General features: G+C 52.6%; 15 protein-coding genes. 1 reads left to right on the top strand and 14 read right to left on the bottom strand.

Annotation, left to right across the window (positions count from 1 at the left end; translation table 11 throughout):
- Nucleotides 1–242 precede the first annotated feature (242 nt).
- The 8 genes from JQC75_RS06250 to JQC75_RS06215 all read right to left on the bottom strand — a co-directional run bounded on the left by JQC75_RS06250 (nt 243) and on the right by JQC75_RS06215 (nt 9,130).
- Complete coding sequence (locus tag JQC75_RS06250; protein WP_203326577.1) at nt 243–3,305, bottom strand: AAA family ATPase; 3,063 nt, start codon at nt 3,303–3,305, stop codon at nt 243–245.
- Entirely contained in the window at nt 3,302–4,447 is a 1,146-nt protein-coding gene (locus tag JQC75_RS06245) for an exonuclease SbcCD subunit D (RefSeq protein ID WP_203326576.1), read from the bottom strand. The genes JQC75_RS06250 and JQC75_RS06245 overlap by 4 nt, the downstream gene beginning before the upstream one ends.
- 99 nt (nt 4,448–4,546) lie before the next feature.
- The gene (locus JQC75_RS06240; RefSeq protein WP_203326575.1) at nt 4,547–5,317 is read right to left on the bottom strand and encodes a TSUP family transporter; all 771 of its coding nucleotides are present in this window, start codon (nt 5,315–5,317) and stop codon (nt 4,547–4,549) included.
- Between the two features lie 253 nt (nt 5,318–5,570).
- Entirely contained in the window at nt 5,571–5,972 is a 402-nt protein-coding gene (locus JQC75_RS06235; protein WP_203326574.1) for a ribonuclease E inhibitor RraB, read from the bottom strand.
- Nucleotides 5,973–5,983: 11 nt separating this feature from the next.
- Entirely contained in the window at nt 5,984–6,214 is a 231-nt protein-coding gene (locus JQC75_RS06230) for an RNA-binding S4 domain-containing protein (protein WP_011759380.1), read from the bottom strand.
- Between the two features lie 69 nt (nt 6,215–6,283).
- Nucleotides 6,284–6,754, bottom strand: coding sequence for a GNAT family N-acetyltransferase (locus JQC75_RS06225; protein WP_239002096.1), 471 nt, complete (start codon nt 6,752–6,754; stop codon nt 6,284–6,286).
- A gap of 144 nt (nt 6,755–6,898) precedes the next feature.
- Entirely contained in the window at nt 6,899–7,177 is a 279-nt protein-coding gene (locus JQC75_RS06220) for a peptidylprolyl isomerase (protein WP_203326572.1), read from the bottom strand.
- Nucleotides 7,178–7,300: 123 nt separating this feature from the next.
- Nucleotides 7,301–9,130 (bottom strand): DUF885 domain-containing protein, encoded by a 1,830-nt coding sequence (locus JQC75_RS06215; protein ID WP_203326571.1) that lies wholly within the window; start codon nt 9,128–9,130, stop codon nt 7,301–7,303.
- 78 nt (nt 9,131–9,208) lie between these two features.
- On the opposite strand from JQC75_RS06215, the gene JQC75_RS06210 reads away from it, so the two are divergent.
- Nucleotides 9,209–9,718: a GGDEF domain-containing protein gene (locus tag JQC75_RS06210; protein WP_203326570.1), complete on the top strand. Its 510-nt coding sequence runs from the start codon at nt 9,209–9,211 to the stop codon at nt 9,716–9,718.
- Between the two features lie 44 nt (nt 9,719–9,762).
- Here the strand turns inward: JQC75_RS06210 and JQC75_RS06205 are convergent, their stop codons facing one another.
- Genes JQC75_RS06205 through JQC75_RS06180 form a run of 6 tightly spaced genes read right to left on the bottom strand, consistent with a single transcriptional unit; the run spans nt 9,763 to nt 14,721 of the window.
- Nucleotides 9,763–11,013: a tetratricopeptide repeat protein gene (locus JQC75_RS06205; protein ID WP_203326569.1), complete on the bottom strand. Its 1,251-nt coding sequence runs from the start codon at nt 11,011–11,013 to the stop codon at nt 9,763–9,765.
- Between the two features lie 2 nt (nt 11,014–11,015).
- Nucleotides 11,016–11,636 (bottom strand): energy transducer TonB, encoded by a 621-nt coding sequence (locus JQC75_RS06200; RefSeq protein ID WP_203326568.1) that lies wholly within the window; start codon nt 11,634–11,636, stop codon nt 11,016–11,018.
- A 2-nt stretch (nt 11,637–11,638) separates the two neighbouring features.
- Nucleotides 11,639–12,043, bottom strand: coding sequence for an ExbD/TolR family protein (locus JQC75_RS06195; protein ID WP_011759373.1), 405 nt, complete (start codon nt 12,041–12,043; stop codon nt 11,639–11,641).
- Nucleotides 12,044–12,056: 13 nt separating this feature from the next.
- Nucleotides 12,057–12,584 (bottom strand): MotA/TolQ/ExbB proton channel family protein, encoded by a 528-nt coding sequence (locus JQC75_RS06190; RefSeq protein WP_011759372.1) that lies wholly within the window; start codon nt 12,582–12,584, stop codon nt 12,057–12,059.
- Nucleotides 12,584–13,939, bottom strand: a complete 1,356-nt coding sequence (locus JQC75_RS06185) for a MotA/TolQ/ExbB proton channel family protein (RefSeq protein ID WP_203326567.1) — start codon at nt 13,937–13,939, stop codon at nt 12,584–12,586. The genes JQC75_RS06190 and JQC75_RS06185 overlap by 1 nt, the downstream gene beginning before the upstream one ends.
- Nucleotides 13,939–14,721 carry a DUF3450 domain-containing protein gene (locus tag JQC75_RS06180; RefSeq protein ID WP_203326566.1) on the bottom strand — a complete coding sequence of 261 codons (783 nt, stop codon included), beginning with the start codon at nt 14,719–14,721 and terminating at the stop codon, nt 13,939–13,941. The genes JQC75_RS06185 and JQC75_RS06180 overlap by 1 nt, the downstream gene beginning before the upstream one ends.
- Nucleotides 14,722–14,744 lie beyond the last annotated feature (23 nt).

Here is a 14,744-nt window from a genome sequence, read left to right as displayed (position 1 = left end):
ATATTTGATTAAGCAACCCTGAAGTTTCCCTTAATGCCAGTCGTTATTATTGGTATATTTCCCTGTCATTTTGCAGGGATTGGTTTCTTTTATACCAAAAAAGCCGCAGGACACAAGCCTTTTCAGGCGATACTGCGCCCTGCAATGGGCTTCAAACATCCGGACATTAGCAAAAGACAGCATCGAAAAATGTGAGCTGTCATCTGCTTTTCAGGAAAAATCATTCCCTAATCAAACGCTATTCAAACCAAAGTCAGGCAAATTTTACTGCCCACTGTGTCCTTATGGATATCGACCCGGGTCTGAATCTGCTCTTTCATCTCGGTCACGTGGGAAATCACCCCAATCATGCGTCCTGAGGACTGCAAATCCACCAGGGTACGTACCGCAAGCTCCAGTGAGTCCTGATCCAGGCTGCCAAACCCTTCATCGATAAACAGGGTGTCAAGCTTAATGCCCCCCGCATAGGCCTGAACCACATCCGACAACCCCAAGGCCAGAGACAAGGCCGCCATAAAACTCTCGCCACCGCTTAAGGTCGCCACTGGGCGCAGCTTGCCTGTGTAGGCATCTTCCACTTCCAGATCCAAACCGGATGCGCGATTGCCCTTGGCCTTGTCTTCCTTGCGAAGCAAACGATAACGCCCCTTACTCATGCGATGCAGGCGTTCACTCGCCTCGATAAGCACATCGTCCAGGAGCACCCCCAGCACAAACCGTTGCAGGCTGATCCTGGCTCCTGTCATGCCACTGGCCGCATCCGACAAGGTGCCCACCAGTGCATATTCCTCATCAAGTCTGGCACCCGCCAATGCCTCGGTGCCCAGCTGCGCCCTGGCGCGGCTGTACATCACCAGGGTATCGTTCAGTGCCTGCCAGTTGTAGTTGCATTGGTGAAACGCTTCCTGTGCAGCGGCCTCAAGCGCTGCCAGCTGCGTCATGTCCGGTGGCAATGTATCGCCCAGAGCCTCTTGCTGTGCCGCCAGGCGCTCTTTAAGCCCAGCCAACTGCTGCTGCCAAGAGGCAATGCGGCTTTTAGCAGCACTCATTTCATCGGCGCTTAAACGCGCCTGATTAAAGCTCGCCACATCTTTAAAGCCCTTGGCAGCAAGCTCGGCATCAAAGCGCGTTTTCGCTGCTGTGGCCCGGCTGCCAGCCTCGCTCAAGGTTTGCTGCAGCGCATTTCTGCGCTCATTGCATTGGGTTTGACGGGTTTCTGCGCCCTTAAGCTGGGTCTGCAAGCTCTCCATTTGCGCACTCAGGGCATCGATATCCCGGGAGAGGCCGGCAAGGTGCGCATCAAACGCCTGCTCGCTGCCAAGGCGCTGGCAGAATTCCGGCATGGCACCGGCGAGGCTTTCTTTCTCACCACAGGCTTTTTGAAGCTCTCCAGACTGCTGTTCACGCTGACGCTGCAGCCCATCGATGTCTGCCAGTAGCTGTTTTTGTGTGTTGTCCAGATGCTCAAGCTCATGCTCCAGCGCTTGCAGCGACTGTTGGGCGGCTTTCGCGTTTTGGCAGGCCTCACGGCTTTGGCCAAGTGCATACTGTTTTTGCTCAAGACTGGTGGCAAGCGTCTCCCCCAGAGCCGCGGCTTCATTGGCGAGCTCCTGCTGCAAGGCCTCGAAACGCTGCTTTTGCGCCTTATATTCAGAGCGGGCACGACTCAGAACTTCCCGGGCCTCATGCTCGGCGTCTCTTGCTGCGGCAAGTTCATCATCCCCTGGCAGCGCCCCATCATGATGGGCTGGACTGGGGTGCTCCGCGCTGCCGCACACAGGGCATGGGTCGCCGGGTAAGAGCCTAGCGGCCAATATCGCTGCCTGCCCCTGATGCCAGGCAAGTTCCAGCAGCTCGCGGGCGCGGGTGAGATTTTCCTGGTTGGCCTTGGCCTGACGGCCTTCGGCTTCGAGCCGTGAAAGCTCAGAACCCAAGAGCTGCGCCTGACGCTCCTTTTCAATAAATTGCTGCTGACGCTCAAACGCCTGGGTTTGCTGCACCAGGGCCGCCTCAAGGCTACCGGCGGTGCTCGCCAGCGCCGACAATTCTCGCCGCTGCCGGGTGAGCCTTGCCATGCGATCCTGCGTATCAGCAAGCTGGCTGCGAACACTGGCAAGATTTACATCAAACGTTTTAAGCGCCTGTCCAAGCCCGGCAATAACCTCGTTCAGGGCCGACAGCCTGTGCATCCGCGGACGCCACTCGGCCAGTCGCTCTGCATCGTTTTTCAACTGATGTCGCCTGGCGTCCAATTCAGGGATTGAAGAAGCAGCCTCTTTTGCATCGCTTAAACTCGCTTCGGCTTGCCTTGCATCTTCTGCGGCCACTGCGGCAGCACTTTCAGCGCTTTGACGTTCTTTTTCGCGCTCATCCCAGGCTTGCCACGAGCCGGCAAGGGAATCGGCAAGCTGCGCCCGTTCAAGCCGCTCATTAAGGGCTGCTATTTCTGGGCCACGGGCCGTTTCAGCCTCCAGGCGAGCCTTGGTATCAGCAAGGGCGCTGAATTCCTTCAGCCTCACCTCGGCCGCTTGTCGCTGGGCGCGCGCCGCAGCAAGTGCTCCTTCGGCCTCTTGTCTTGCGCTGACGGCAGCCTCAAGTGCAGGTGTGAGCTCGGCCACTTGAGCGTCAAGGGCATCGAGATTTTCCACGCCGGCGGTTTCGAGGATCCCCGCTCGCCTGGCCTCCAGCTCTTTGGCTTTGGCCTTAAGCTCCAACGCCTTTTGCTTGAGACTGTCTTCAATGCGCTTGTAAATGCCGGTTTGAAACAGCTGGCCAAAAATGGCCTCACGCTCTTTGGAGTCCGCCAGCAGCAGCTTTCGAAACTGCCCCTGGGGCAACACCATGACCTGGCGAAACTGCTCCACTTCAAGCCCCAACAAATCTTCAATCTGTGCGGTGACTTCAGTGACTTTGCCAGCCGCGAGCGGAGTGGCTCTTTCTCCTTCAATACGCTCAAGCAGGGCATCACTCTTTTGCAGCGTAAAGCCCTCGCCGCTCTTTTTGGCCCTTTGCTGCTCAGGCACCCGCTTCACCCGGTAGACCTTGTCGCCCAAACCAAATTCAAAGCTCACTTCCGTCAGCACATCATCCGGGGCTGCATCGCAGCGCATCTGGGTACCTTCGCGCTCGTTTCCGGTGGTCTTGCCATAGAGCGCAAAACAAATCGCATCGAGAATCGTGGTTTTACCCGCACCGGTAGGCCCATTTATCAGGAATAATGGCCACTCCCCAAGGGCTCGAAAGTCCAGGGTTTGGGTGTCCACGAAGGGGCCAAAGGCGGTAATAGTGAGAGTTAAGGGCTTCATTGACCAGCCTCCCTGTGCAGCGACGCTATCAAATCCGACATCAGCGCTTTTTGCGGCCCACTCAGGGATTCTCCCTGTACCTGATTGAAGAAATCCTCAAACATGGTTAACTCACTTTTTTGCATGCGCTCGCGGCCCGGGCCTTCCATCGAACGCTCCTGCATGAGCCCGGTGCGCTCAAGATGAAGTACATTCGGGTACACGGCCCGAAGCTTGGCCATGGGCTCTAAAATGGCATGGGTATCGAGCAATCTCACCATCAGGTAATCGTCACGACCAGGGTCTTTGGCGCCTTGCGCCAGGAGAGTGTCCAGATGCCCTTCGATAATCCGTACGTCCCGCTGGGGCTTAATGGGCAACAGGCGGATATCAGGCGCCTTTGCGGGCACCATGTCCACCAGGGTGACTGATTTGTTTTGATGCTGCTCGCTGAATGAGTACTTCAAGGGAGAGCCGCTGTAGCGCACATGCTCTGCGCCCTTGTATTGCGGGCCATGGAGATGGCCGAGTGCAGCATAGTCAAATGGCGTAAACAGCGCCGGAGTTATCTTATCTGCACCGCCAATGGACAAGGGCCGTTCTGAGTCAGACTCGCTGCCGCCGTCCAAAAAGCAATGGCTGACCACAATCTTCGGCAATCCATTACTGTTATGAGCCTGAACCTTTGAAAGCAAAGCTGCCATGGCGTCCTGATGGCTTTGGATGCTCTCATCCTCAAGAAGATGACGAACCAAGGCAGGCTCTGCGTAAGGGATAGGATAGAAAAATGCAGCCCCGTGCTTGCCATCGACCCGCACGGGACTGATGCTGGCACTGACCGGCCCCTGAATATAAAGGCCGGCTCTGGCCATCTGCCGTGCACCAAAGGCCAATCGCTCCTGGCCATCGTGGTTACCACCGATGGCAATAACGCTTACCTTAAGTTGCTGAATAACCTTGTCGAGAAACGCATCCAGAAGACTTACTGCGGCGGCAGGAGGCACAGAGCGGTCAAAGATATCGCCGGCTATCACCAGGGCATCCACCTCGTGGGTCTCAATGAGTGCCAGCAGGGTCTCCAACATCTGCGCCTGCTCGTCCAGCAATGACTGATTGTGCAGTGTGCGGCCCAAATGCCAATCTGAGGTATGGATGAATCTCATGCAAAAGCCTTTTTGCTTTAAAATTGAGACTCATACTAGGGGATATCAAAGACGCTGTGAAGGCGCAGAGCGACTTCACAGCACCGTGCGCTCAGCCAATCACCACCACTGAAACTGATCGCCAAGAAGCTTGGTGCTCATCACCACCGACATCAGTACCACCAAAGGCTTGATGATCGCGGTTCCTTTGGTGACCACGAGCCGCGATCCCAACGTTGCCCCCATGGCCTGGCCAAGTAACATCAGACCGCCCAGCATCCACACCACCTTACCCCCAAGGGCAAAGAAGATCAGTGACGAAATGTTGGTGGCAAAGTTAAGCACCTTGGCGTGGGCAGTGGCTTTGGCGAGCCCAAATCCCGCAAGGCTGACAAAAGCCAGCGCAAAGAAACTGCCAGTGCCCGGGCCAAAGAAACCGTCATAAAAACCAATGCCCAGCGCCGCGGTGAAAGCAAACAAGGTGGGGGTTAACACCCTGTGCCTGTCGTCTTCACTGACTTTTTTGGAAAACAGAAAATACCCGCCAATAGCGAGCATCAAAAAGGGCAGCAGGGTTTTTAACATGCTGGCATCTATCAGCTGCACAGCGATAGTGCCGAGCGCCGCGCCAACAAAGGCACAGAAAATATCGAGCTTGATGCTGGCCAAATCCACCATTTTTTTGCGCACAAAATAGAGGCTGGCAAAAAAACTGCCGCCACAGGCCTGCAGCTTATTCGTTGCCAGCGCCGCAGCGGGTGAAAGGCCGGCCCACATCAGCGCGGGTATGGTAAGCAGGCCACCGCCTCCGGCAATAGCATCAATAAATCCGGCCAGCATGGCCACAAAGAACAGCAGCGCGGCAAGTTCAATCGAGAAGGAAAAGTCCATCAATACATCCATTGGCAAAATCACAGGCGATAAAAATTGCCCCATCGGATCAGACGGGGCTGTGGCATTTAACGCCTTTTGGCAACAAAAGGCAAAGGCTCAGCGAAAGTTCATACCCGCCATTATCGCAATACTGAACGGCCCCAATAAGGGCTTGCTATGCCCTCTTCCAGAATGACCACAGTGTCCTGTTGGCAGTTTAAGTAATAAAAAACCACCGCTTGCGGTGGTTTTAATGAGAAACGACTGAATATCAGTGATTACAACCCGGCCCACAATGATGCTCATGGTCATCATCTTCGTCGTCCATAAACTCATCGTCGCCTTCCTGGTGCTGCATAACGCCCCAGCCATCGCTTTGGCCATCAAACTGGCCGGCAAAGGCATTAAGCTCAACTTCCCTGGCCACCAAGGCGTCATACTCGGGCAGCATGTTGATACAGACAATCAGCTCCCACTTGTCGAGCTCTTCATTAAAGTTGAGCTCTACTTCGCCTTCGGCTTCCTGGGCGGTCAAATCTTCAAGAGCTGACTCGGCATCGCGTCTGTCGTCAAACACCAGGAAAAAGTCCACATCCAAAGGCTTGGTTAAATCAATCCCGGATTCGTGCATCGCTTTGAGCATCTGGCCGTTATCATCTTCTGGAAAATGCATTATCTGTCTCCTTAGCCCGCCAGGATCTGGACGGTTTCGCCATTGAAGGTGACCGAGTCACCGGCAACCAGTTTCTTACGCTTGCGGGTTTCCACTTCACCATTCACCAATACCATGCCTTCGGCAATTACGCGCTTGGCTTCGGCGCCGTCCCCGGTCATGCCCTCTACCTTAAGTACTTTATAAAGCTCGATGTAGTCTTCACCCGCATGCAGGGTGAGGCTGGATGCTGAACCGCTCAATGCCGCTCTCCACTGATTATAAACCGCTGCATTATACACATAACCGCTGCGCTTAGCGTGAAGTTGCGGTTAATTTACCTCGGGACGCTCGTGAGTGAGCAAACCATACACACAGTCATTATGCCAACTGTCTTTGATGCGGGTTTGGTCCCTGAGTATACCTTCCAGCTTGAAGCCGATTCGCTCCAACACCTTACGTGAGCCAAGATTGGCTTCGCTGCAGCAGGCAATAAATTTATGAATGTTGAAACTGAGTGCGCCCCAGTCAATCACGGCACGGGTGGCCTCGGTGGCGTATCCACGGCCCTGCATGACAGGTGTCAGAAGATAACCCACTTCGGCACGGCGACAAAGCTCATCATCCATGTGAAAACCGGTATAGCCGACAAACTCTCCGTCCAGAGTCTCTATAACCAGGGTGAGCCAGTCACCGGATTCGTATCGCCAGGGGGCCAGCCGCTGTTGAAACTTGGTCTCGATAACATCCAGCGGCTCACATTCGCGGACAAATTGGTTAACCTCAGGTGAGGTCAGCATCATCACAAAATGTGCCTTGTCCTCTGGCCTGATGTTTCTTAGTCGTAAACGATCACTGAAAAGCTCAATCTGCACTTAGGGCTCCCGGGCCTATCCTGGCCATTCGGCAAAAGAAAACGGCTGCCTTGGCAGCCGCTTTTCAATCTATCATCCCCGACTGGTGACTTCCACAAGGTGATAGCCAAACTGGGTTTTTACCGGCCCCTGCACCACATGCAGAGGGGCTGAAAAGACCACCTCATCAAACTCTCGCACCATCATTCCCGGGCCAAAAGACCCCAACTCTCCGCCTTGGTTTCCTGAAGGACAGGCGGAATGCTCTCGGGCGATATCAGCAAAATCAGCACCACCTTCGATAAGCTTTTTCAGTACTTCGCATTGTTCTTGCGAGCTAACCAGTAGATGTCTGGCGGTTGCACGAACCATAAAGTGCTCCTTGTGATTATCGGGGCAAAGCCCGGCGTTTTTTCAACCTATGGCCTGCAAACCTCGGCAGGCATTCCAGTATAGGGACTTACGTACGAATTAACAGCCGGCTCTGAATTTTCGTTACAACTGGCTTTTTACCCAACGATCGACCTTTTGCTCCATGACCGCCATTGGCAGCGAGCCGGATGTCAGGATCTGATCGTGGAAAGCCGGCAGGCTGAACTTATCACCCAGGCGCTTCTCGGCATCGGCTCTCAATTCAAGGATCTTAAGCTGGCCCACCTTATAGGACAGAGCCTGGCCGGGAATGGCCATGTAACGCTCTACTTCAGCGATGATGTCAGACTCGGCCATGGGCGAGTTATCCTTCATGTACTGAATGGCCTGCTCGCGGCTCCAGCCCTTGGCATGCAAACCTGTATCCACAACCAACCGCATTGCACGAAGCATCTCATCGGAAAGCTTGCCGAAGTATTGGTAAGGATCGCTGAAAAGACCCATCTCGATACCCAAATACTCGGCATACAGAGCCCAGCCCTCTTCGAAGGCGGTATAACCGCTGAAGCGCTGGAACTCAGGCACACCGGTCAGCTCTTGCTTGATGGCAATCTGGAAGTGGTGGCCGGGTGCCGCTTCGTGAAGCGACAGTGTCGTCATGCCCCACTTTGGCTGCGCCTTGAGGTTATAGGTGTTGATGTAGAACACCCCGGGACGACTGCCATCCACCGCCGGTGATTCATAGGAGGCCCCCGCTGCCGATTGCTCCCGGAAGGATTCAACGGGTTTAACTACGTAATCTGCCTTGGGCATGACGTTAAAGTATTGAGGCAACACCTGATTAATACTCTCTTTGAGCACCATATAGCCATCAATCAATCCCTGACGCTCCGTAAAGAAGTATTGCGGCTCGCTGGAGAGGGAAGCAAAGAAGGCTTTAAGGTCACCTTCAAACCCCACTTGCTGCCGTACCTTGTCCATTTCTGACAAAATGCGGGCGACTTCATTGAGACCAGTCTCATGGATTTCGTCGACTGACTTATCGGTAGTGGTATGCAGATTGGCCAGGTGTTGATACCAGGCCTTGCCGTTGGGCAACCCTGACCAACCGTCGGTCGCACGGGCTGCAGGCAGATAAGTGTCTTTCAGGAAGGTCTCCATCTTCGCCAATGCCGGCAACAGGCGCTGAGCAATCATAGCCTGATAACGCGCTTCGATTTCAACCTTGTCCTGTTCACTGAAGGACTCGGGCAGCGATTTCACCGGCGCATAAAAAATACTGTCTTTGGCGTCAACAACCTGCTGGGCGGTGAACTGCGGAATCATCCGCTCGACCAGTATTCTTGGCAGTACCACCTTGCTGGCCATGCCTTCATTCATGCGCGCCTGGGCTCTGTCGAGCCAGGCGATAAAGCCATCCACCCGTGACTCCCAGTTCAGGTAATCCTGTTTCGTCACAAATGGCTGGGCGGCCTCACCGCTGCCCAGCTGGATCATGGTGATGACAGTGCTGTAAAACTGATTCATGGGCAGGAAGCGTGCCGGAAAGGTCTCATCGACCAACGCCATGTTGCGGTCATACACAAACAGGTCATAAGAGAGCTGTAAATCCGCAGGCAGAGCAGACTTGTCTATCTTTCTGGCCTGTGCCAGATAGTGGGTATTAAAATCATGGCGGGCTTTGAGGTATTCATCAGAAAGGTCGCCGCCAAACTCGGCGTTATAATCGTTTACCCCAAAAAATGTGGCGTAAATCGGCTCGAGCTTGAGATAGTCCTTGAAGTAGTTGTCTACCATGGCCAGATAGCGGCTCTGAGCGGTTTGCTCCGACGCTGGAGCGGCAGTGCCCTGTGCTTCGACGTTCGCTCCAGGTGACGCTGCCGATTTTTCCTGTGAACAGCCAGACAGGGCGAATGCCGAAGCCACCACTATTGCCAACAAGGTTTTTTGCATAGTCTTTCATCTCCCTATGACGATGTACCCTGCGATGTTTTCTATACTCATAATTAAATTATCGCAGGAGTTCGCCTTATGATTTATTCATTTAGAAATTCCGGATTCAGGGATCCAGAAACGGGCGTCTACAATCAAACCTACTTTATGGAAGTCTTTAATCGGGAATGGCACAGACATATCCGTGACAACCAAAGTCTGGCCCTATTGTATCTATACCCCCACATTCGTGAAACAAGAAAACATCCGGGTCTAATGGAGATGCTCAGCAAGGAGTTGGAGAAGGCCTTGCTCCGCTCGAGCGATATGATTGCCCGTATGAATAACGAATGCTTTGCCCTTGGACTTTTCAATATCGATACTGAGGGTACCGCCGTAGTGGCAAACCGCATTGAAGAAAACATCAGGGGGTTTATTAAGCGATTCGATAAAGATCCCAGTATCCAGATGAACTACAAACTCGCCGCCTGTATCTGCGCCCCCAATAGAGATAAACGCATAGAAAAACTATTTGTAAACACCGAAACCATGGCAAAAATGTTGGTGCAGGAAAAAGACAAACACAGCGTGATGGAGAATCTTCAGTGAAAAAAAAGCCACCCTGAGGTGGCTTTTTTAATCGCTAACTGGGACTAGAGCGTCACGTTGTTGATACGTGCTTTCTCTTGAATATAAGAAATATAGCTCTTGGCGCTGCGCTCAGTTTTCTTGTCCTGTGCGGCAAGCTTTGCCCGAGAGTAAGCAGACTTGTACTGTTTCAGCTGCAGATGAATCAGCGCCAGTTCGAAGTGAGCTTCACCTGGGCTGGGAATACCGGCATTCAAGGATTTCTCCAGGGCTGGAACGGCTGCAGAATATTTCTGAGCCAGTGCCAACATGCGTCCCTGCTTGAGGAACAGCTTGCCATCATTCTTCTCTTCTGCCGCTTTACCGTAGTATTCAGCCGCTTTTTCTATCTCTTTGGCATTCTGAAAGAAGCCTGCTATCTGCTCGTGGTTCTTGGCATTGGACTCAATAACGCCTGCCTTCATGTATTTTTCCATGACGGTGGCAGCACGATAAGGTGAACCTTGGTTAGCCAACAACTGAGCATAACGAACCAGACTACCCGCATCTTCCTTCAGGAAGCCATTGCGGAAACACAGATCATATGTCTGAAGCGAACGAGAAAAATCCTCGGTCAGCAAGTAGAACTGTGCCAGCTGGATCCACAAACGCTTATCGTCCTGGAACAGGGGAACCATGGTCTCCAGTACCTTGACAGCATTCTTGTACTGCTTCTTCTCAAAGTAAGCAGTCAGCTTCATCTGGTAAAGGTTTTTGTCAGGTTCCTTGGCGTGTGACAGACCTTTGTCGGCCACTTCCAATACCTTGTCCCACTGCTTCAATTCGCTGTAGGCAATACCGATACGACGGTAAACCACAGGATCGTCAGTCTTACAGGCAAAATCCATCCACTTATAGTAAACGGCAATCGCCTCTTTCCACTTCTTCTCCTGGATAAGCAGATCTGCGTACAACTTCATGGAAGCTGCATGATCGGTACCACCCAGTACATCGGCATCAACTGCCTGCTTCATGTACTTAATAGCGGTTTCCATCTTGCCTTTCTCGGCATAGAAGTTACCCAACATGCGCGCGACATACGCCTTGTCGAAATCGCCCTTGGCATTGGCCTCAAGCAAAATAGCGATAGCTTCGTCCAATTGGCCATTCGTGTAGGCTTCAAAGGATTTCTGTACCTTTTTACCCACAGTCTCACCAACCGCTCGAGCCTGACGCTTTTCCATCGGACATTTTTCGGCGGCCTGGGCCACTGGCATCACCAGGGCTCCGGCAGCAAAGGACAGCAGCAGAGCGCTGGCAAGTTTAACTTGACGCATCCTTATTTGCCTCCTTTATCCAGTTTAAAGTCCAATTGAACCGTCATGCCTGGTTGTTTCTGTGCAACGCCATCCACAACCTTTGGCTTGTACTTCCACTTTTTCAGTGCACGGATCGCTTCTTTATCAAATACACGCTTGGGCTCTGCAGCGATAACTTCTACGTCATCTACACCACCAATTTCGTTAATGGTGAAGCGCAGCTGTACCCAACCTTCCTTACCGTCACGTGCCGCAGCAATGGGGTACTGAGGTTCGATACGCACGATAGGTGTTGCATCACCATCGCGTGTCATCATATTGCCCAACTTAAGTCCGGTGCTGGCGCCACCTGACTCAAGCCCACCCATGTTAAAGGTCAGGCCTGTATCGATATTACTCGATGTGTCCGGTGGAGTTGTATCCGGCTTAGGCGGTTGCTCTGGTGGTGGGGGCGGCTTTGGCACCACCCTTGGTTTGTTCTGCGCTTTCGCATCCTGCCTGTCCATGGTGATTTCTATCACCGGGGTTTCGGATGAGTTGTCGGCGCGCTGTGCGCCGCCCCCCACCAAGGCAGCCATGAACCAGAACAAACCAAATGTCACCAAAGCACCAATAATGATAGATACTAGTGCTCTCAACATAATTAGTCGTTCCCCGCAGATACCGCGATCTTGTCTATACCGGCAGCCTTCACCTGGTCCAGAACTTTAACAACGATGCCGTGTTGGGCTTCTTTGTCAGCCTGGATCAGAACAGAGGCTTCTGGTGCTTCTGCCAACATACGCTCTACGTTTGCAGTCACACGCTCGATGTCAACCTGACGGTTTTCCATCATGATGACGCCAGTCTTGCTCACACCAATAAAGATGTTTGCTGAAGGCTTTTTGGTCGCTTGTGCTGCCGGAGGCTTGTTGTAATCCAAACCAGATGGCTTCACGAACGAAGTAGTTACGATGAAGAAGATCAGCATGATGAACACGATGTCGAGCATCGGGGTCATGTCGATTTGAGCTTCCTCGTCTACGCTGGAATGCTTTTTACGAGCCATGTTAAATCTCTCTTTAGTGGTGAGGCAGACTGTCTTTCAGTCGCTCAAGGCTAATTCTCATCTTGGCATCCAGACGGGTACTGAAGAATACCCCGGACAGTGCCGCAACCATCCCTGCCATCGTTGGCATGGTGGCCTGAGAAATACCAGCCGCCATCATACGAGCGTTACTGGTGCCCTGTACTGCCATCACATCGAACACTGTGATCATACCTGTTACGGTACCGAGCAGACCGATCATGGGACAAAGTGCCACGAGGGTCTTGATCATCAGCATACGTGCGTTCATATCTTGCTTCGCTTGGGATACCCAAGCTTCACGGATACGGTGTGCATACCAGGAAGTGGTTTCTTCCCTGGCTTCCCATGAGGCGATGATCGCCAGATGCTGCTTTGGTGCAATCCAGTTAAGGTACCAAAAGCGCTCCAACATCAACACCCACATGAGAAACAACACTACCGCTACAAGCCAGAGGACGTCGCCTCCGGTGGCCATGAAGCCCCTGACGGAATCCCATACATCCATCAGGAATAGCATCATTAGTTAGCCCTCTTCTCAGCGTGTTCAGCAATGATACCTGCACTCTGTTCTTCCAGAGTTTGAACGATGGTCTTGCTGCGAGCCACAACGATAGCGTGAACCAGCATCAGAGGCAGAGCAGCAACCAGACCTTGAACGGTTGTTACCAGTGCCATAGAGATACCACCGGCCATCAGTTTTGGATCGCCAGTACCGAACAGCTGGATGCTCTGGAAGGTTGCAATCATACCGGTTACGGTACCCAGCAGACCCATCATAGGAGCGATAGCTGCCAGTACTTTGATGATAGAGATACGAGTCTCGATAGCTGGAGTTTCTTTCAGGATGGCTTCATCCAGTTTCAGTTCCAGAGTTTCAACGTCTGCATCTTTGTTGTCCTGATACACTTTCAGGATACGGCCCAGCGCGTTGTTGCCTGGGTTAGCAACGTTCTTGGCCTGAGACTTAACCTTAGAGCCAATCACGAACAGAGTCAGCAGACGCTCAAGACCAATCAGCAGACCCAGGGCCAGCAGACCGATAATGATGTAACCAATCACGCCACCGGCTTCGATGCGATCTTGGAAAGACGCTTTCTGAGTGAAGATGTTCAGCAGAGTACCGCGAGCAGGGTCGATGTACAGTTTGGCAGCGCCGCTGGTAGTGGCTTCCCACTTAGCGATTGGCGCAACCTGGTAACCTTCTGGCTGAGCAGACAGCTGCTGGATCAGCCCCAGTTCAGGGTTGTATACCACATACTTGCCATCAGCAGTCAGGTTGAAAGAACCGATACGGTGAACAGTGGTGTTTACTACGTTACCGTCGATATCGGTTACAGCAGCTTCAAACTTAACCACTTTGCCAGACTCAGCCATTTCGAACAGCTGTTCCTGCCAGAACTTTTCCAGTTCTTCGATTTTTGGCAGCTGCTTGCGAGAACCCAGATCAGCGATAAACACGTCACGCTTAGGATACTGAGCAGATACGTTTGAGCCTACCAGCTTACCAGCGAAATCACCGGCTTCGCCTTTAACCACACCGAACATTTCACCCAGGTCACCCTGAGCAGTTTTCAGATCTTCTTCGAGCTGAGCAATTTTACGCTCGTTGTCGATAAAGGCCTGGTTCAGGTCTTGGCCACGCTGCTTTTCAGCAGCCAGTGCAGATTTTTCACGCTGCAGCAGAGAAGCTTTGTCACCACGCTCAGCTTTGAACTCAGCTTCGCGCTTGGCATTCACTTTACCTTCGGCAACGCGTTCAGTTTTAACTTGCTGAAGCAGTTGGTCGATAGTCTTTGGCGCGTCGGCAGCACTAACCATACCGGCAGTGAGTGACAGACTGGCCGCAACAACGGCTGTAGAAATTAACTTCTTCATTATTGTGCAGTCTCCGCAGCTGGGATTGGTAACGCAAAGAGGTCAAGAGCGCCTTGTTTACGGGCGATACGAATGCCTTTGGTCAGCTCACGCAGGTGGCTGTCTTCCAGCTTGTCCCAACCTTTGGTTTCTGAGTTGTACATCCAACCGGTTTTCTGGTCCAGGCTCTGAGCGTACAGAGCAACACGACCCAGGTTGAAGAAGTCAACCAGAACTTCCTTACCATCGAGGTTCAGCTTACCAGTAGTAACTGCTACGAAAGTACCGTACTCACGCTCGATGCTGTACGCATCCAGGATAAGACGATATTTTTCGGCCAAGGTAACTTCAGCAGTGCTGAGCAGATTCTTCAGATTTTCAACACGCTCTTTGCGAACTTCAGTGTTGAATGGCAGGTCCAGAGCAACGAACTGTTCCAGTGACTCTACCATCTTGAACATCAAAGGCACTACGCCCTGACGCAGTTTATCAACACCGTTAATATCATCTTGAATAGACTTCATGGTCTTTTCCTGGTCTGCAACCAGAGACGCCAGATAGTCATTGTAGGCTTTCAGAGCCTCACGCTCATCAGCGACAGAGCCGTATTCAAACAGCATGTCCTGAGCTTGATCAAAGTAGCTGTCTACTTTCTTCTGAGATGCAGCAGCATCGGCGTGGATCTGGGCGTCGGCGTTTTGAACCTCTTTCAGAGGATCTGCAACCACCAGGTTGCTGCCGGCCAGAGCCAACGCGCCAACGAGTGCAGTAGCGATTTTGGTTCTATTGCTTACCTTGGACATAGTTCCCAACCAATTTGAAGTGA

This window comes from Shewanella litorisediminis, from assembly GCF_016834455.1.
Classification (GTDB): domain Bacteria; phylum Pseudomonadota; class Gammaproteobacteria; order Enterobacterales; family Shewanellaceae; genus Shewanella; species Shewanella litorisediminis.
This window is presented reverse-complemented; position numbering and strand designations above follow the sequence as displayed.